A 16771-nucleotide genomic window follows, 5' to 3' on the forward strand; every position below is an offset into this window, starting at 1 on the left:
TAACGTTTAAAAACAGCATCTTATTTCATTGTGCGTGCATAAGGTAATGGTTGGACATAATTATGTTGATCATCATTTCCACTTCAGATCAAGTAAATAATAACAAATTTCCGTTTAAATTAAGAGCGATATTTTTCATTCTCAATTAATAATGCAAACCAAAGCGCCAACTAAATAAGGTGCAAGATTAATATTAATCAAACCACTTCGTGTTGGCTTAGTAATAAAGGAGTGAAGCAAGGATAAATAATAAAAACCCAAGTACATTAATTTTAGTAAAAAATAATCAAAACCCATCCTCCTATGTGATCTAAAACCATATAGGAGTGAGAGATGCTTCAGAACACTTACAATTTAGAGTACCAAGACATTATTTTCAAAACCATCCAGAAAGCCCTTGAGGTTCACCCGAGAGTGATGGCAGTACGCATTGATCTGCGTTTTCCAATGATAGAGACTCAAGCTGAAACAGAGTCCGACGTGATTACCAGATTCTTCGCCTCAATAAAAGCCAAGATCAAGGCTGATCTAAAGAGAAAAGAAAAATCCTGGGGAAGGAGAGTGTCTTGCAACGTGCGCTATGTATGGGCACGAGAATATGGAACTATCAATGGCCGGAAACACTACCATGTCCTTCTACTATTGAACAAGGACGCCTACCATCTGCTCGGCCCCTATAGCTCCACCAAAGACACCTTGAGCGCCATAATTAAGCAAGCTTGGTGCAGTGCAACTCGGCTCACTCATCCTGACTTTCTTTCACTGGTTAATTTTGGAAGGGTTTTTTATCTAAACAAAAACAACGCCGACATCACACAAAAAACTAAAGAGGTGATGACTCACGCCAGCTATCTAGCGAAAAATATAACTAAGCGATATGGCGATGGTGAACGTTCTATCGGAAGTAGTTTTTAATTTTTATGGAACTGATTCATGTTGTGGAAGAGATGTCCGCCGCGTTCGGCTTGCATCGACTTCCTGCCTTTCAACGAGACAGGAAAACAACATGTCTACACCCGCTATGGGCAATTATGATTGCATCACGCCCACATCCAACAGAAAGCCACTTATCGAAGACCAGTTTGTCAGTATGGGCTTCGTAACCAAATACACAGGCCTAACAGACAAATGGTTCTACAAACTGATTCAAGAGGGTAAGTTCCCTCCGCCAGTAAAGTTTGGACGCCGTTCTCGATGGCTGAAAAGCGAACTGGAAGCCTGGATACTGGCGCGTATCCAGGCTTCCCGAGCTGCGTAGGCGATAGCTGGACGCCTACTACCTTGCCAGGTTCTTATAAAAACTTCCCTCGGTCTGGTTTTTCTACCTTTTTTACAGGTTTTTTTGACTTTGATAATGCCTAAGCTATTGCTGTCAGAGATTTATAACATATTTGATCAAAAAACAGCTTAGGAATAGGATTAATAATATAAATTGCTTCGGTAGGTTTTGTTTTTAAAATGAGAAGACAAATTCCCCTACGTCTGTTTCCACTTCGATTTCCTTTACATCATCAACTTTACAGTTGATGCTAAATCCCTGGTAGCTCTGTCCAAATTTAAGCTTCACGGTTCGCTCTATGTCTTTAGCTGTTCCCGGAGGCAAATTGCAATTTCCACGATTGATGATTACATTTTTAACAACAACATCATCGCTCGTGGCCTGAATGAAGAAAGCTAGATTTCCCCAGGATCTGTTGGGTTGGATTGAGACCTCCACATTGGGTTTGGAGGAGCACCCTAAAAGCGATAAAGTTGCTAAAAAAATGATCGCCTTTATGTATGAGTTCATAGTTTAATTACTCCTGATATAGCTTTCTGGAAAAATCCATGTGTTTAAAAAATTAAGAAAATAAGCCTCAACTATTGCCATGAAGCAGGTTTGAGCGGGATATCCTCCATGTCTTGCTGTACGGTGTCATCCAAGCATGTGAGCGTAGCAACATGCTTGCCTGCAACTTCGACATTGATTCCTGAGACAATCTCATGCTCATTACTCATTCTGCTCATAGATGTGAACACCTCATAGACGGTATCTCCATTTGGAATTTGCACGCTGTAGGTAATCTCACTCCCTCGTCCGTCCCACTGGAAGGTGCTCGCTTCGGAGCGAGGTACTGACAGAGAGAGTTCAGGGTAATGACCTTTTGTGCCGAAGCTGTATTGCAGGATGTCATCAGAGTCGCAGATCTCGACCGCTTTACCCTTGGTGGTTGTGCAGGCAAAGACGAGTTTGCTATTGAGGCAAGCCGTTGGAGCCTCTGAAGCAGGAGTAGCGGCAAGGCTCTCTTGCGCGGCCTGAAGCTCCACGGTTTTATTCGCCTCGTCTAAAGCATCTTGAAACATCGAATTCAAATCTTCTTTAGACAATCCTAGAGCCACCCCGTCCGCATGTGCTTGCTTCCGATGCGTTTCTCTTTGCTCTTGGATTGAACCCAAAACGGCCAAGATGAAAATCCCCAGGAGGACAAATTTGTACCATTTTGGAAATGGCTTGAGTTCCCCTTTTTTTATGAAATAAAAATTTCCAAAAAAGGACATCAAAATGATGGCGGGCATGAAGATGATGGTGCCGAGAGCGGCAAACCACCATTTTCGGTACCAGGGAACTTGGTCGTAGGAAATGTATTGAGTAGCCATAGCCACATCAGGTCCTTAGGTGTGATGAGTGATGCTGAAAAGCGGTTGTGAGTCAATGTAACCACAGCTTTATACATCTTAAAAGGTTGATTAACAACCTATAAAGCCCTTCATCTTGAAAGGGTGATACCAGACCATTCCAGTCGGAGGTGGAGGTGGTATGCCTGAGGCTGAGATGAAAAATTTGGCTGGATTGGTTGGCCGTGCGATTGCAAAGCGGCGTGTGGCCTGCGAACTGACCCAGGAGCAGGTCGCAGAGCACCTGAAGATTGGGGTTGAAGCGGTGTCGCGGATTGAACGTGGCGTTGTCCTGCCGACCGTGATCCGTTTAGGGGAGTTTGCTCAAATCTTCCAATGCGGTGTAGCTGATTTGGTTACGGAGACCAGTTCGCGGCCTACGGATCAGGCTCGGCATATCGAACGTCTATTGTCCGGGTTGGGGCATGAGGACCGTGCCATGATCCTGGAGATTGTGGAACGCCTGGCTACTCGCCTGGGGTAGCACGGTCGCTGCCCGAGTTCCGGGCGAAACCAGTATCGAGTGCCATGATGGTCGTCATGGTCCGGTCGGCCTCCGTGATGATCCAAATTTCGATGTCTTGAGCCAACGTATGGCGTGAACAGACCCGCATGCCCAGAAGCAGCGCGATGTCGTTTTGTAGGGCGTCTTGGGCTGGGATGTCCCCCCAGTCTCCATGAAGGTGCCGGTGCAGCAGAAGAACACCTTCGGTTGTCGTCGCCTCCAAGGCCGCGATGGCTGCGGTGGTGATCCGTACTTTGCCCAGCGTGAGTCGAGGCGTCAGGATAGCGGGAGCCGCGTGGTGTGACATGGTGATGCTCCAAAAATAAAGCCCAGCGGGTTTAGGCGCTGGGCTGATAGTCGGGTGATTGGGAGATGTTCTAAGCGGCGGCTTTCTCAGTCCTGTCCTTGAGTTTGTCCGCCAGTGAGCGGGGTTGGGGCTGTTTGTCATGGGGGATGGAGGCCGGCTCATCGCCAGGGGAGCCAGGAAAGAACTCCTCCGCGACTGTCGGCAGATCATCCTCGGTTTCCTCGAACGATCCGTTGCCAAAGCCCAGCCGGGCCGCTTCATCCAAGGCCGCCTGGTCGAAGCCTTGCGCCTGGCGCTCCGCGTCAGCCCGTCGTGTTTCCTGGATCGCCTCGTGCAGCGTCATGCCGTCGCGGATGACCAGATCGACGTAGTAGATCGGTGTGCGATAGCTTTGCGTGGTGGACTTGCCGCGCAGCTTCAAGTCCAGTGGTAGGGTTGCCAGCCGTCCGCCTGAAACCGCTGCGTAGTAGCGTAGGCGGGCGGCCAGGGTTCGGATCGAGTTATAGGAGGTCGTGCGGAAGATGAACACGCCCAGATCGTCCTCACCACCGATCTTCACGTACAGCCGTCCGTAGGGCTTGGTGTTGGCCTGTCGGCGGCAGCAGTCCTGGGTGGCCGCGCAGGTGATGGTTTCCATCCCTTGCGTGGTGCGGCGCTGGCAGGTCGTGCCGTCGCTGATCGCCATGGGCCTGCCCGTCTCGCGGTCGAACTGGACGTATTCGGCCCGCAGGTTCAGGTCCGGGTCGTTGAAAGGCAGCATGATTTGGATGGCGCGCAGCTTGGCCGCCTGAGTGCGTTTCAACTCGGCCTCGTGGGCTGGGTGCAGCATCCAGCCATCGTGGTTCTGGACCTGGGTGGTGAGGGTGAACTGATCGTCCTTCTCCGGCAGGCGCTTGCCGTTCTTTTCGACGACACGGCCTATGGAGATGCGCCCAACGATGGGCGGGGTGATGGCAAAGCCTTTGAGCATAATGAGGCTCCTGTAAACGAAAACGCCCGCCAGGGGCGGGCATGCAGGGGGAGTGGGTGGAGCTTGGCTGACAGGCCTACATCCGGCCAGTTTCTGCCAGAGACGTGCAGCCGTCGCGCCCGACGACGATGTGATCCAGCACCCGTACATCGACCAGGGCCAGGGCATCCTTCAGCCGTTTGGTGGTGTCAATGTCTGCTTGGCTGGGAATGGAGACACCAGACGGGTGGTTGTGGGCGAAGACCGCTGCCACTGCGTTGTGTGTCAGAGCAAGTTTGACGACTTCTCGCGGATAGACGGTCGAGGTATTGACCGTGCCTCGGAACAGTTCATGAAAGCCAATAACCCGTTGCAGGGTATCGAGCAGGATCACGGCAAAGACTTCGTGCTCGTAGTCCTGCATCAGGTTTTGCAGATAGTCTTTGGTGGGGCCTGGCATAGTCAGAAACCGGCCCTTGCTCAGGCTGTCATGTGAAAGCTGCCGCGCCATCGCCAGGATGTCGCCTTCGCTCATCACGGTGGAATCGAGGATGTACAGGCCGGGGATGTCGCTGGCTCTGAACTTCGGGTAGCGCATAGGGCCACCTCCTTCTGAAAGTGGAATAGAAAATGCCGCCAACGAGGGCGGCATGTCGCGTGGGGAGCCTGCCAAGGCGGGAGAGGGGGGCGGTCAGGCCAGTACCCGAAAGCGCCGCGAGCCGGGCCGTGTGCCGGCGTACTGCGCCGCCAGTTCGGGGTGGGCGAGTCGCAGCCGGTCCACGTCCAGGGATGTCGTGTCCTTGCTGCGTTTGAAGCTGATCCGCCCTGTCTCGAATTGAGCCGATTCAGCATTGCCCATGGCTTGCAGCAGGATCTGCTTCAGCTTTTCGGCGTGTGCTGCTCGGTCCTTGATGTCGGCCTGCAACAGGACGAAATCAGCGAAGGTCGCGGACAGCGTGCGGTCGTCGCTGAAGTCCACCGTGCCACCGTGGCCGGGATACAGGCAGCGCAAGGCACGATCCGCCGATTCCGAGCCATCCGCTGGGGGCGGCGTGTCCCGCACGACGTGATCCCAGAACTGGGCTTCAAGCTGGATCAGGCGGGCGATCAGCTCGTCGTCGCGCTCAATGCGATGCACGTCAAGCCGTTGGCCGCACAGCAGCACGGCCACGTCGGCGGCCCGCTTGCCGGTGACGGCCAATTGGTGCTGGACTTGAAGCTGGACGTATTCTGGGACGCCATCGCGCCAGAGCCGTGCGCCGAATTCCCCGACGGTCTTGCATTCCAGGATTTGCACACCGACGCCGCCGATGACCTCCCGGTCCAGGTTCGCCAGCATCCAGGGGTGCTGCGGATGCTGAAGAACCGCATTGACCTTGCGCACCTTGCGTCCGGTCTGCTGGGTGTAGCTGGCGGCGACAATCGGCTCCAGGAGCGTGCCCCAATACACGGGTTCAGTCGTGTCCTGGGGATCAGGCTTAGAGAGCGTCGCATCTCGTCCTGTCTTCTCCAGCCAAAGTTCTAGCGGGCTTTTGTAGGGTGAAAGTCCCACGGCTGCCGCAGCGTCCGAGCCGCCGATGCCCGTCTTGCGCACTTCCAGCCATTCGGCCCGCTTGATCTTGCGCGTATCGACCAGACGTAGCGCCGGGCGGCTGTCCGGCTGACGATTGGGTAATACCATGATGAAAACCTCCAGAAAGAACAATGCCCGGCAGCGCATGAGCGTCAGCCGGGCATTTATGCCGTGAAAAAGAGGGGAGTGCTATGCCACCAATTTGAGGGCTTCATCCCAGGCTTTCTGCTTGATGCTGGCCCCCTGGCCGAACCACGCAGCGTCCAGCCGGTGATCTGCGCTGCGGGAACGGCGGTGGTGATCCACGAACTCGGTCACGGCACCCAGCAGGCCCCAGGCGGTGCCAGCGGACGATCCGAACTCCGCCCCCATACCGTGCCCGTTATAGAGGCCCTGAACACTCTTGAGCGCCCGATTGTTGATGGCGGGTTGACTGGTATCGGCATTGGCCGGATAGGTCAGCACACGGCGCAGGAACGCTTCGGCGGCGGTGTCCGTGACCTTGCAGTCGGCCAGGGCCTTCATACGGACCATGAAGCTGTCCCAACTGGAGACCGCAATGCCCAACTGACGCTTCACACTGTCGGGGTCAAAAACGCTGCGATGTGAGACGCGCACCGCGCCTGCCCCATCACCAAGAGCGATCGCCAGGGTGTTGTTGCAGACGACCCGCACGGACGTGAATTGGGCCGTGGTCGAGAGCGTGCCGTCGCAGGCGGTAGCCAGCAGCAGATAGCCGTTGACCTCATCCCGACCCTTGAGAACAGCCTTCTGGCCAGTGCGGGCCAGCGCCCAGAGTTTGCGTCCGCCCTTGAGCACACCAGCGGTTTCCAGCTCGTAGCCGCCCGCTTCGGTGAGATCCTTGTAGAAGGACAGGATTTCCTCGGGCTGCACGACCTGGAAGCGGTCAGACACCACCGACAGCGGGGCCTTGGTGTCCGAGCGGTACAGCACCTTCTGGCCGGGGAAGGCGTGAATGGAGCCGAGGTGTTCGCCTTGGGCGATGTAGCGCACGTCACCGGCTTCGATGTGCCAGTGCATGCCCGCCTGCTGCGCCCAGACTTCGAGCGGTTGGCGGCGGGCCAGTTCATTGCCCAGGCCATGCCAGGGCGTGTGGCCGATGTAGGCCATGGATTCAACGAGATGCATATTTTGATCCTTGAGCGAAAGCGCAAAAACGCCCATGCCGACAGCCGTTAAAGCTGATGGCATGGGCGTTATGCGGGAAATAAGGGGATAGGACTACTGAGCGACAGATACGTGGAACGTATGACCACAGTTCTGGCACTCGCGGTTGTCGAGCACCAAGTCATCGAGTTGGCGACCAAGGGTGTAGCCGGTTGCGCAACCAGTGGCGCCGCCCAGCAGCATGCCCATGAGGCCGTCAGCTAGGCCGCTGATGAGGGAACCGATAGGCCCAGCCGCCAAGCTCTGGGTTGTGCCGGTTTCGGCACTGGTGATTACCGCTGCGGCACCGCCTGCGGCGCCCGCGATAGCGCCTATGATGCTGCCGGTTTTGCTGCCGTAGTCGCGGGTGGTGATGTGTTCGGATTTGCAGCGAGGGCAGGAAAGGGAAGGGGACATGTCAGCCTCGGGATGGGGAGAGGCAGGCAGGTGGGGCTGCCTGGAGCATCCGTGGGGAAGCTCCTGAGAGTGATATGTGGACGAAAAAATTTAGAATAGTGGTTTATGGTGGACTGAAGTCGACCAGACGCAGTCACTTGATATCGGTTTCTATAGGTCGCCGTTGGTAAGCTGCCTGCGCAACAGACGCCCAGTGCTTTGTCTTTTTTTTGCAAATTACTTCAACAATTGATGTATTATTGAACAATGAAAGAAGAAAACGCCGTCCGCTCGCTCTCCGCTCTGGCTAACGAATCCCGTTTGCGTGTATTTCGCGCCCTCGTCGTGGCTGGTCCCGAGGGTCTGACACCCAGTGCATTAGCTGAGCAACTGAGCATTGCTCCGAACGCACTGTCTTTTCATCTGAAGGAGCTTTTTCATGCCAACTTGGTGAGCCAAGAGCGGCAAGGGCGCAACGTAGTCTATCGCGCGGCATTTCCCGTCATGAACGATCTGCTGACGTATCTCACTGAGAACTGTTGCCAAGGCGCAGTCTGCGCTGCTGACACAGCTATTTCATGTCATTGTTAATAGGAACAGCATCATGAAACGCTTTCATGTACACGTGCACGTTGAGGATTTGGACAAGAACATCACTTTCTATTCCAAGCTGTTCGGAACCGCACCTTCTCGGGTGGAAAGCGACTACGCAAAGTGGATGCTGGACGACCCACGCGTCAATTTCGCAATTTCTACGCGCGGCCACCAGGCAGCCGGGCTGGATCACCTCGGTTTCCAGGTGGATGAGGCGGACGAACTGTCTGAGTTGAAACAGCGAGCTCAAGCGGCTGACATGACACTGCTTGACGAAGGCGAAACCACATGCTGCTACGCTCGCAGCGAAAAGCACTGGATTACTGATCCTCAAGGCATTGCCTGGGAGCACTTCCACTCCCTGAAAAACATACCTGTTTTCAACGAAGCGATGCCAGCTTCAGTCTCTCAAAGCGTAGCCTGCTGCGCCACTGCTTCATCCTCTAAATCCTGCTGCTAAACACCATGTCTGACAACAAAGCTCCGCTGAACGTTTTGTTCCTGTGCACCCACAACTCAGCTCGTAGCATCTTGGCCGAGGCCTTGCTCAACGATATGGGACAAGGCCGTTTCAAGGCCTATTCGGCAGGCAGTAGCCCGCGAGAGAGCCAGCAGCCTAACCCGCTGGGACTGCAAGTGCTTCAAGAAGCAGGAGTCTCGGTGGAAGGTCTGCGCAGCAAGAGCTGGGATGAGTTTGCCGTGCCTGACGCACCACTCATGGACCTCATCATCACTGTCTGCGATAACGCTGCAGGAGAGGTTTGCCCATTTTGGCCTGGCCATCCTGCTACAGCACATTGGGGCTATCCAGACCCCTCAGTAGGCGATGCACCTGACGAAACAAAGCTAGAAGCCTTCCGCCAAACCATGCACATGATCCGGCGCCGCCTGGAGTTGTTGGTGAACCTTCCTGCACAAAAGCTTGAGCAGACCGTGCTCCAGTCCACGGCACGCGAACTCTCGTCGCACTGAACCCCAATCCCCCATTTGCAACACCTGCCAGGGCTCAGAGCCCAAGCCTGGTTTGTTGCGCCAGACTTCAGCGACGCCCGCTTGCTGCGTGCAGCCCTGACATCGTATCAAAATATTTCCTAGGACTTATGCGGCATGTTGACGGCCATCCTGATTTTTATCTTCACACTGACGCTGGTCATTTGGCAACCGCGCGGACTTGGCATTGGCTGGAGCGCCATGATCGGTGCTGCTATCGCGCTGTTGCTGGGAGTCGTGCACTGGGCTGACATCCCAGTCGTCTGGAATATTGTCTGGAATGCCACAGCGACCTTTGTCGCCGTCATCATCATCAGCCTTTTGTTGGACGAGGCCGGATTCTTTGAATGGGCCGCCCTGCACTTCGCCCGCAGGGGAGGCGGTAGCGGGATCAAGCTGTTTGCTTTCATCGTGCTGCTGGGTGCCGCTGTATCGGCCCTGTTCGCCAATGACGGAGCGGCCCTGATACTCACGCCCATCGTGATGGCCATGCTGGTTGCACTGGGCTTCTCTCCTGCTGCAACACTAGCATTTATCATGGCTGCTGGCTTTATTGCTGACACGGCAAGCTTGCCCCTGATCGTCTCCAATCTGGTAAATATCGTGTCTGCCGATTTTTTCAAGATCGGTTTCAACGAATATGCGTCTGTGATGGTGCCAGTCAACATTGCCTCGGTCTTGGCCAGTCTCTGCGTACTGCTGCTGTTTTACCGACGCGATATTCCTGCTTCATACAACATCACTCAGCTCAAACATCCCTCAGTCGCGATCAAAGACCTAGCCACCTTCCGAGCCGGTTGGGTCGTGCTGGCTTTGCTTCTGGTCGGATTCTTCGCTCTGGAGCCCCTGGGCGTACCCGTCAGCGCTGTGGCTGCCGTAGGGGCCGCAATCCTACTGGCTGTTGCTGCACGTGGCCATGTCATCAGCACCAAGAAGGTGTTGCACGGTGCCCCATGGCAAATTGTGGTGTTCTCACTGGGGATGTACCTGGTGGTCTATGGGCTGCGCAACGCGGGGTTGACGGACTACATCGCTGTCCTGCTGAATCAATTTGCAGCTGGCGGTGTGTGGACCGCATCACTCGGCACAGGTGTTCTTTTTGCTGTGTTGTCCTCGATCATGAACAACATGCCCACAGTGTTGATTGGAGCTTTATCCATCGATGCTTCCACGGCCAGTGGGGCAATCAAGGAGGCCATGGTGTACGCCAATGTGATTGGCTGCGACCTGGGGCCCAAGATCACACCTATTGGCAGTCTGGCCACGCTCCTCTGGCTGCATGTGCTCAGCAAGAAAGGCACAACGATTGGCTGGGGCTATTACTTCAAAGTCGGCACCGTACTGACCGCGCCCGTGCTACTTGTCACTCTTGCCGCCCTGGCCTTGCGGCTCAGCGTGGTGTCTTAAATCTTCGTTATGAAAATCTAGCGCTATGAGCAACATCACGATTTACCACAACCCTGATTGCGGCACGTCTCGCAACGTTCTGGCTTTGATCCGCAATAGCGGAGAAGAGCCCACAATCATCGAATATCTCAAAACCCCTCCTGATCACGCCACGTTGGTGGGCTTGATCGAAACGATGGGCATACCAGTGCGCGATGTGTTGCGCCAAAAAGGTACGCCATATGACGAGCTTGGCCTGGGTGACCCCAAATGGACAGACGCACAGTTGGTTGACTTCATGCTTCAACACCCCGTCCTGATCAACCGACCGATAGTGGTCACCCACCGGGGAACTCGCTTGTGCCGTCCTTCGGAGGCCGTGTTGGACATCCTGCCGCAACCTCAACAGGCCGCATTCTCCAAGGAAGACGGGGAACCCGTCATTGATTCGCAAGGAAATCGAATTGGCAAGCACTGATCTACCGAGCCTGGACGAACAAGTATTTGAAAAACCCAGCTTAGAGGGCCTGTTACCAGCCCAACGTGCGACACATGCACCACGTATTTTGCTGTTGTATGGGTCGGTTCGTGATCGCTCCTACAGCCGTCTGTTGACTGAAGAAGCAGCACGACTGTTGCGCAAGATGGGGGCTGAGACCCGGATCTTCGACCCGAGAGGTCTGCCGCTGCCGGATGGTGCGCCTGATGATCATCCGAAGGTCAAGGAACTGCGCGAGCTTACCCAATGGGCCGAGGGCATGGTCTGGACATCCCCAGAGCGCCACGGTGCGATGACCGGTATCCTCAAAGCGCAGATCGACTGGATTCCTTTGTCCGTCGGAGCTGTGCGACCGACACAGGGCAAGACACTGGCGGTAATGCAGGTCTCGGGCGGCTCCCAATCCTTCAATGCCGTCAATCAGATGCGAGTGCTGGGCCGCTGGATGCGTATGATCACTATCCCCAATCAGTCATCCGTTGCCAAGGCATTCTTGGAGTTTGACGATGCAGGCCGAATGAAACCCTCTTCGTATTTCGAACGGGTAGTGGATGTGATGGAAGAGCTGGTCAAGTTCACTCTGCTCACTCGAGACTGTTCGGACTACCTAGTAGACCGCTACAGCGAGCGCCGCGAAAGCGCCGAAGAACTGTCCAAACGGGTCAATCAGCGCAGCATCTAAGCGACACACATGGCACTGAACCGCACACAAGTCACAGTCATGCTTGGAATCGCCCAGACATTGTCCTGGGCCTCTTCGTACTACTTGCTTGCGGTGTTGGCCAAGCCCATCGGTCAGTCAACAAGCACTTCATACTCGCTAGTGTTCGGAGCTTTTTCTGCTGCCCTGCTGGTGGCTGCGGCAGCAGGGCCTGTGGCTGGGTACTTTATTGATCGCTTCGGTGGAAGGCCAGTGCTCATCGCAAGCAACCTGGCTTTTTCCTTTGGCCTGCTGATCTTGAGCCAGGCAACGCAAACCATGCATATCTTTGCAGCATGGGTGGTCATAGGACTGGCCATGGGAAGCGGGCTCTACGAGGCCGCATTTGCCAGCGTGGTCCACTTATATGGCCAGAGTTCGAGGCCTGCCATTACCGGAATCACGCTTTTTGCTGGCTTTGCCAGCACAGTGGGTTGGCCACTTTCCAGCTATCTGGAGGGCCTGTATGACTGGCGGGTCGTATGCATGTTCTGGGCCGCATTGCATCTGGTGCTGGGCCTTCCGCTCAACGCCTTGCTATCGCGTGCCAGGCAAGACATCGGAGGTGCGACCGACGAGCAAGAGCCGCTTGAATCTGTGTCTCAAGATGGGAGGCGCGGAAGTATGAACCTCCCGCGAACCGCCTACCTGATGGCCTACGTTTTTGCGGCGTCTTGGTTCATCAGCACCGCCATGGCATCACACCTGCCACAGATTTTTCAGGCTAGTGGCGCGACTCTAGCAGCCTCTATTGCTGCCGCTGCATTGGTAGGCCCAGCTCAAGTCGCTGGTCGGGTGATGGAATACAGCTTCCTCAAAAAGGCACATCCATTGCTCTCTGCGCGTCTGGCAATTCTGGCCCATCCACTGGCCGCTATCTGCCTAGGCCTCGCCGGTGCACCAGCAGCCAGCATTTTTGCCATCCTGCACGGTCTGGGTAATGGCATTTTGACCATTGCCATAGGCACGCTACCGCTCAAAGTGTTCGGGTCTCAAGGATATGGGCAACGCCAGGGCTGGCTCATGGTCCCAGCCCGTATCGTGCAAGCAGGTTCCCCGTTTCTATTTGGTTTGGCGGTCGCAAATTGGGGAAGCCAAGCTCTGTGGCTGTCTTCCCTGCTCGCCATCAGTGCATTTGCCGCACTGTGGTCGATGCACGTAAGTCCGCATCGATGACCTGCGTCGGTTTTAGTCACTGGTCGCCGTTGGCCGAGCGTCGCCTCCAAGCCTCCGTCGCCTTCTCCTTCGCATAGTCGTAATCCAGATGGTGCTGATGGGTCTTCGGCCCAGGTATGATGCAATCTGCTTCCAAAAGCCTTATATCAATGATGCCAGCCTTTGAGCAAGCAACTCAAAGGCATCTCTTCTTTCGTCGAAGTAGTCATGGCGGTTATAGATACCCTCTACGCCTTTGAGCTTATGGTTGAGGCAGCGTTCAGCCACATGCCCAGGAACGCCTAGCGAAGCCAATAAACTTCGGCAAGTGCGCCGGAGGTCATGGACAGTGAAATGTTCAAAGTCCCCCATCTTGTTTTCAGGCTGCACTGCTTTTCCAGGCTCCCTGCCAAACAGTTTAGAGATGGCTCGGTTCAACGTGTCCTTGCCCATGTGAGGCATTTTGCTCGATCTCCTGTTTGGGAAAACATAGGCGGAACCGAAGGCGCGCACCTTCAGTTCGTTTAGCCACTCGATCGCCAAGTCTGGTAATGGGATGTCGATGGCCACGCCGGACTTGCTGCGTTCCTGAGGTAGGTACCAAATTTTTTTGTCCAAATCGAATTCACTCCACATGGCTTCAGTGAGTTCGCCTTTCCTGACTCCCAGTAAGACCAAAAGGGCACAAGCCAAGTAGTTGTCGCGGGTGAAGCTATCGGCTTCTTCTCTAAATTTCTTGAAGACGAACGCAAGCTCTTCGACAGTCAGCGCTCTGTCCCTGCTTTTTTCTATGCCGCCGGCATCATCTACCGAGAAGGCAAAAGCGGGGTTATAAGAAATGATGTCTAGTTTGATGCCATGGTTGAACAACTGCTTGCAGTACAGCAAAGCATCATTGGCAATGGTCGGCCTATTGCTTTCCGTGATGTTTCGCAAAATCTGCCTGATGTCGCGCCCCGTGACCGTTGTGGGCGGCATCTGTCCTATGACGGGTGAAATGTCTTTGGTGTAAACCCGAAAGGGGATGTGGTGGTGTTTCAGGCGCTTTTTGTTGCCTTCATGCCAGTCGGTAAAAAGGTCGTCTACGCAGTTGATGGAGCCATAATCGGCTCTTTTTTTTGCGATCAAAGGGTCTAGACCTTCGCGAAGCTGCTTCATCTTCAGAGCAGCTTCTATCCGGGCATCGGCAAGCGAGAGGTCGTTCACCTTGCCGAGCGTCATTTCCTTGCGCCGTGCATTGGACGTGTAGCGCAGCATCCAGTACGCACGACCTCTTTTCGGCACGACCAGGTACAGCCCGTTGCCGTCGGCGAAGCGCCCAGGTTCCCCCCTGATCTTGGCGCTGACTGCTTTGCTTGTCAGTTCTGTCATCACATACTCCAAATGCACCCACCAGGTATCTCAGCAGGGGCAGTCACATACCCACCATTATACCCACCGATTTTTAGTAGATAGTGGTGGGTATCAGTTGAGCTGTGTGGAGTGGAATTCCTGTAAAAACGTTGATTTTATTGAGATAATTGAGTTTCATTGATCTCTGTTTACATCACTCGATGTTCTGCGCCTGTTCGCGCATCTGCTCGATCAGCAACTTCAGATCGATGGCAGCCTGGGTGACGGTCAGGGCCGCCGCCTTGGAACCCAGCGTGTTGGCCTCGCGATTCATTTCCTGGAACAGGAAGTCCAGCCGCTTGCCGCTGCCACGCCGGGCCGATGGATGGTCGCCGCTCAGGATGTCGCGCAATTCCTGCAGGTGGGAGCGCAGGCGGGTGAGCTCCTCGGCCACGTCCACGCGCAGCCCGAACAGGCTCGCTTCCTGGGCGATGCGGGCGGTCAGTTCGGCGCCGCTGATGGCGGAAAAGCCTTCCGGGCTGGCGGCCAGCAGCGCTTCGCGCAGCCGCTGGGCGATACGGTCCTGATGCTGGCGGACCAGGTCGGGCAGCTCGGCCTCGACCAGATCGACAATGCGGACGATGTCGTCGGCCATCTGCAGCATGGCCTGGGCCAGCCGGGCGCCTTCGCGTTCGCGGGCGGCCTGGAATTCCTGCAAGGCCTGGACGCAGGCCTGTTCGCATAAAGGCAGCCAGATGTCCGCATCCAGTCCGTTGCGGGCCAGCCCTTCGCGCGGCAGCTCGGCCAGCGCGGGAGCGGGCAGATCGGGGATGTGGCGACGCGCCCAGGCCAGTTGCTCAGCCAGCGCCCGGACGGCCGCTTCGTCAAAAGGGCGCGGCGCATTCTGTTCCGTCAGCCCGTAGCTGAGCTTGACTTCGACCTTGCCGCGCAGCGCATGGCGGCCGACCAGATCCCGGATCGCCCCTTCCGCGAAGCGCAGGTCCTCAGGGACGCGCAGGCTCAGGTCCAGGAAACGGTTGTTGACGCTGCGCACTTCGACGGCCAGGGCGCCCTGCTCGGCTTCCAGGCGGCTTGCGCCATAGGCAGTCATGCTACGGATCATCGGGAGCCCTCGGGATTCTCTACAATAAGGGCGTCATTGTAGTCTGCTCCCCAGTCTGGAACCTCATTCATGTCCGAATCTTCCCTGTCCCTTGCGGCCGCCCGGCCGTCCGGGCGCGCCGTCGATGCGCTGCGCCCCGTTCAATTATTGACCGGCTACACGCGCCACGCCGAAGGGTCCGTGCTGGCCTGCATGGGCGACACCCGTGTCCTGTGCACAGCCAGCGTGCTGGAAAAAGTTCCACCCTTCCTGAAGGGCAAGGGGCAAGGCTGGGTGACGGCGGAATATGGCATGCTGCCGCGTGCCACGCATACCCGCGGCGACCGCGAGGCCGCCCGGGGCAAGCAAAGCGGCCGCACCCAGGAAATCCAGCGCCTGATCGGCCGCAGTCTGCGGGCGGTCTTCGACATGGCCGCCCTGGGCGAACGCACCCTGCAACTGGATTGCGACGTGCTGCAAGCCGATGGCGGCACACGCTGCGCCAGCATCACCGGCGCCTGGGTGGCCGCGGCCCTGGCCGTGCGCGGCCTGCAGGCCCGGGGCTTGTTGAAGGCCGATCCCTTGCGCGGCCAGGTGGCGGCCGTGTCCGTGGGCTTGGTCGGGGGCGCGGCCGTCCTGGATCTGGATTACGCCGAAGACTCCGGCTGCGATACCGACATGAACGTCGTCATGACCGATGCGGGGGATTTTGTCGAGGTCCAGGGCACGGGTGAGGGCGGCAGTTTCCGGCGTCGGCAGCTCGACGCCTTGCTGGACCTGGCCGACGGCGGCATCCGCCAGCTGATCCAGGCTCAATCCGCCGCCCTGGAGGCCGCCCGATGAACCAGGTGGTGCTTGCCTCCAACAACTCCGGCAAACTCAAGGAGTTCTCCGCCAGCCTGGCGGCGGCGGGCATCGAGATGGTGCCCCAGGGAACCCTTGGGGTGCCCGAGGCCGAAGAGCCCTTTGGCACCTTCGTCGAGAACGCGCTGACCAAGGCGCGGCATGCCAGCCGGATCACCGGTCTGCCCGCCCTGGCGGACGATTCCGGGCTGTGCGTCCGCGCCCTGGGTGGCGCCCCGGGCGTGCATTCCGCCCGTTATGCCGTGATGGCCGATGGCGCGCGCTCGGACGCGGCCAACAATGCCCGGCTGGTGGCCGACATGCAGGGACGGACGGATCGACGGGGCTGCTACGTGGCGGTCCTGGTGTACATTCGCAGCGCCGATGACCCGCGCCCCATCGTGGTCGAGGGCAGCTGGGAGGGTGAAGTCCTGGCGGAGCCCCGAGGCGCCAATGGCTTTGGCTATGATCCTTATTTCTACCTGCCGGACCTGGGCATGAGCGCCGCCGAGCTGCCGCTGGAACAGAAGAACCAGCTCAGCCACCGCGCGCGTGCCTTGCGCCAGTTGCTGCAGGCGCTGCGCGGCGAATACGCCGGCCCGCGGCAATCCTGAAGGT

Annotated in this window: 22 protein-coding genes; 12 read left to right on the plus strand and 10 right to left on the minus strand. The window is 56.5% G+C overall.

The window, feature by feature from the left end; all coding sequences use genetic code 11:
* Window positions 1–333 precede the first annotated feature (333 nt).
* Together WBG56_RS06645 and WBG56_RS06650 are read left to right on the plus strand one after the other, a co-directional pair.
* Window positions 334–915 (plus strand): inovirus Gp2 family protein, encoded by a 582-nt coding sequence (locus WBG56_RS06645; protein WP_424266507.1) that lies wholly within the window; start codon window positions 334–336, stop codon window positions 913–915.
* A 91-nt stretch (window positions 916–1006) separates the two neighbouring features.
* Window positions 1007–1258 (plus strand): helix-turn-helix transcriptional regulator, encoded by a 252-nt coding sequence (locus tag WBG56_RS06650; protein WP_424266509.1) that lies wholly within the window; start codon window positions 1007–1009, stop codon window positions 1256–1258.
* 195 nt (window positions 1259–1453) lie between these two features.
* Here WBG56_RS06650 and WBG56_RS06655 read toward each other — a convergent pair whose 3' ends face one another.
* Window positions 1454–1789: a hypothetical protein gene (locus tag WBG56_RS06655; RefSeq protein ID WP_424266511.1), complete on the minus strand. Its 336-nt coding sequence runs from the start codon at window positions 1787–1789 to the stop codon at window positions 1454–1456.
* Window positions 1790–1860: 71 nt separating this feature from the next.
* A complete protein-coding gene (locus WBG56_RS06660; RefSeq protein WP_424266512.1) occupies window positions 1861–2637 on the minus strand; it encodes a hypothetical protein in 777 nt (258 codons plus the stop codon).
* A gap of 160 nt (window positions 2638–2797) precedes the next feature.
* On the opposite strand from WBG56_RS06660, the gene WBG56_RS06665 reads away from it, so the two are divergent.
* The gene (locus tag WBG56_RS06665; protein WP_424266514.1) at window positions 2798–3139 is read left to right on the plus strand and encodes a helix-turn-helix domain-containing protein; all 342 of its coding nucleotides are present in this window, start codon (window positions 2798–2800) and stop codon (window positions 3137–3139) included.
* Here the strand turns inward: WBG56_RS06665 and WBG56_RS06670 are convergent.
* The 6 genes from WBG56_RS06670 to WBG56_RS06695 all read right to left on the minus strand — a co-directional run bounded on the left by WBG56_RS06670 (window position 3123) and on the right by WBG56_RS06695 (window position 7573).
* A complete protein-coding gene (locus tag WBG56_RS06670) occupies window positions 3123–3467 on the minus strand; it encodes a hypothetical protein (RefSeq protein WP_424266516.1) in 345 nt (114 codons plus the stop codon). The two genes, WBG56_RS06665 and WBG56_RS06670, sit on opposite strands and share 17 nt — an antisense overlap.
* 70 nt (window positions 3468–3537) lie before the next feature.
* On the minus strand, window positions 3538–4437 hold the full coding sequence (locus tag WBG56_RS06675; RefSeq protein ID WP_424266518.1) for a hypothetical protein: 900 nt from the start codon (window positions 4435–4437) through the stop codon (window positions 3538–3540).
* Window positions 4438–4513: 76 nt separating this feature from the next.
* On the minus strand, window positions 4514–5014 hold the full coding sequence (locus tag WBG56_RS06680) for a JAB domain-containing protein (protein WP_424266520.1): 501 nt from the start codon (window positions 5012–5014) through the stop codon (window positions 4514–4516).
* 93 nt (window positions 5015–5107) lie between these two features.
* Window positions 5108–6097, minus strand: a complete 990-nt coding sequence (locus WBG56_RS06685; RefSeq protein WP_424266522.1) for a YqaJ viral recombinase family protein — start codon at window positions 6095–6097, stop codon at window positions 5108–5110.
* A gap of 81 nt (window positions 6098–6178) precedes the next feature.
* Entirely contained in the window at window positions 6179–7138 is a 960-nt protein-coding gene (locus tag WBG56_RS06690) for a DUF932 domain-containing protein (protein ID WP_424266524.1), read from the minus strand.
* Window positions 7139–7231: 93 nt separating this feature from the next.
* Entirely contained in the window at window positions 7232–7573 is a 342-nt protein-coding gene (locus tag WBG56_RS06695) for a hypothetical protein (protein ID WP_424266526.1), read from the minus strand.
* Between the two features lie 246 nt (window positions 7574–7819).
* On the opposite strand from WBG56_RS06695, the gene WBG56_RS06700 reads away from it, so the two are divergent.
* The 7 genes from WBG56_RS06700 to WBG56_RS06730 all read left to right on the plus strand — a co-directional run bounded on the left by WBG56_RS06700 (window position 7820) and on the right by WBG56_RS06730 (window position 12897).
* On the plus strand, window positions 7820–8143 hold the full coding sequence (locus tag WBG56_RS06700; protein WP_424266528.1) for an ArsR/SmtB family transcription factor: 324 nt from the start codon (window positions 7820–7822) through the stop codon (window positions 8141–8143).
* 13 nt (window positions 8144–8156) lie between these two features.
* Window positions 8157–8606, plus strand: a complete 450-nt coding sequence (locus WBG56_RS06705; RefSeq protein WP_424266530.1) for an ArsI/CadI family heavy metal resistance metalloenzyme — start codon at window positions 8157–8159, stop codon at window positions 8604–8606.
* 5 nt (window positions 8607–8611) lie between these two features.
* Complete coding sequence (locus WBG56_RS06710; protein ID WP_424266532.1) at window positions 8612–9118, plus strand: arsenate reductase ArsC; 507 nt, start codon at window positions 8612–8614, stop codon at window positions 9116–9118.
* Window positions 9119–9253: 135 nt separating this feature from the next.
* Window positions 9254–10543, plus strand: coding sequence for an arsenic transporter (locus WBG56_RS06715; protein WP_424266534.1), 1290 nt, complete (start codon window positions 9254–9256; stop codon window positions 10541–10543).
* A gap of 25 nt (window positions 10544–10568) precedes the next feature.
* Window positions 10569–11000 (plus strand): arsenate reductase (glutaredoxin), encoded by a 432-nt coding sequence (gene arsC, locus WBG56_RS06720; RefSeq protein ID WP_424266536.1) that lies wholly within the window; start codon window positions 10569–10571, stop codon window positions 10998–11000.
* Window positions 10987–11703, plus strand: a complete 717-nt coding sequence (gene arsH, locus WBG56_RS06725) for an arsenical resistance protein ArsH (protein ID WP_424266830.1) — start codon at window positions 10987–10989, stop codon at window positions 11701–11703. The genes arsC and arsH overlap by 14 nt, the downstream gene beginning before the upstream one ends.
* Window positions 11704–11712: 9 nt before the next feature.
* The gene (locus WBG56_RS06730) at window positions 11713–12897 is read left to right on the plus strand and encodes an MFS transporter (protein ID WP_424266538.1); all 1185 of its coding nucleotides are present in this window, start codon (window positions 11713–11715) and stop codon (window positions 12895–12897) included.
* 141 nt (window positions 12898–13038) lie between these two features.
* Here the strand turns inward: WBG56_RS06730 and WBG56_RS06735 are convergent, their stop codons facing one another.
* Both WBG56_RS06735 and WBG56_RS06740 read right to left on the minus strand, forming a co-directional pair.
* Complete coding sequence (locus WBG56_RS06735) at window positions 13039–14247, minus strand: tyrosine-type recombinase/integrase (protein WP_424266540.1); 1209 nt, start codon at window positions 14245–14247, stop codon at window positions 13039–13041.
* A 175-nt stretch (window positions 14248–14422) separates the two neighbouring features.
* Window positions 14423–15331 carry a YicC/YloC family endoribonuclease gene (locus WBG56_RS06740; RefSeq protein WP_424266542.1) on the minus strand — a complete coding sequence of 303 codons (909 nt, stop codon included), beginning with the start codon at window positions 15329–15331 and terminating at the stop codon, window positions 14423–14425.
* Between the two features lie 69 nt (window positions 15332–15400).
* Between WBG56_RS06740 and rph the strand changes: the two genes are divergently transcribed.
* Together rph and rdgB are read left to right on the plus strand one after the other, a co-directional pair.
* Window positions 15401–16153, plus strand: coding sequence for a ribonuclease PH (gene rph / locus WBG56_RS06745; RefSeq protein WP_424266544.1), 753 nt, complete (start codon window positions 15401–15403; stop codon window positions 16151–16153).
* Window positions 16150–16767, plus strand: a complete 618-nt coding sequence (gene rdgB / locus WBG56_RS06750) for an RdgB/HAM1 family non-canonical purine NTP pyrophosphatase (RefSeq protein ID WP_424266546.1) — start codon at window positions 16150–16152, stop codon at window positions 16765–16767. Before rph ends, rdgB begins: the two co-directional genes overlap by 4 nt.
* Window positions 16768–16771: the final 4 nt, after the last annotated feature.

The organism is Castellaniella sp. (genome assembly GCF_049671645.1).
GTDB lineage: Bacteria > Pseudomonadota > Gammaproteobacteria > Burkholderiales > Burkholderiaceae_B > Castellaniella.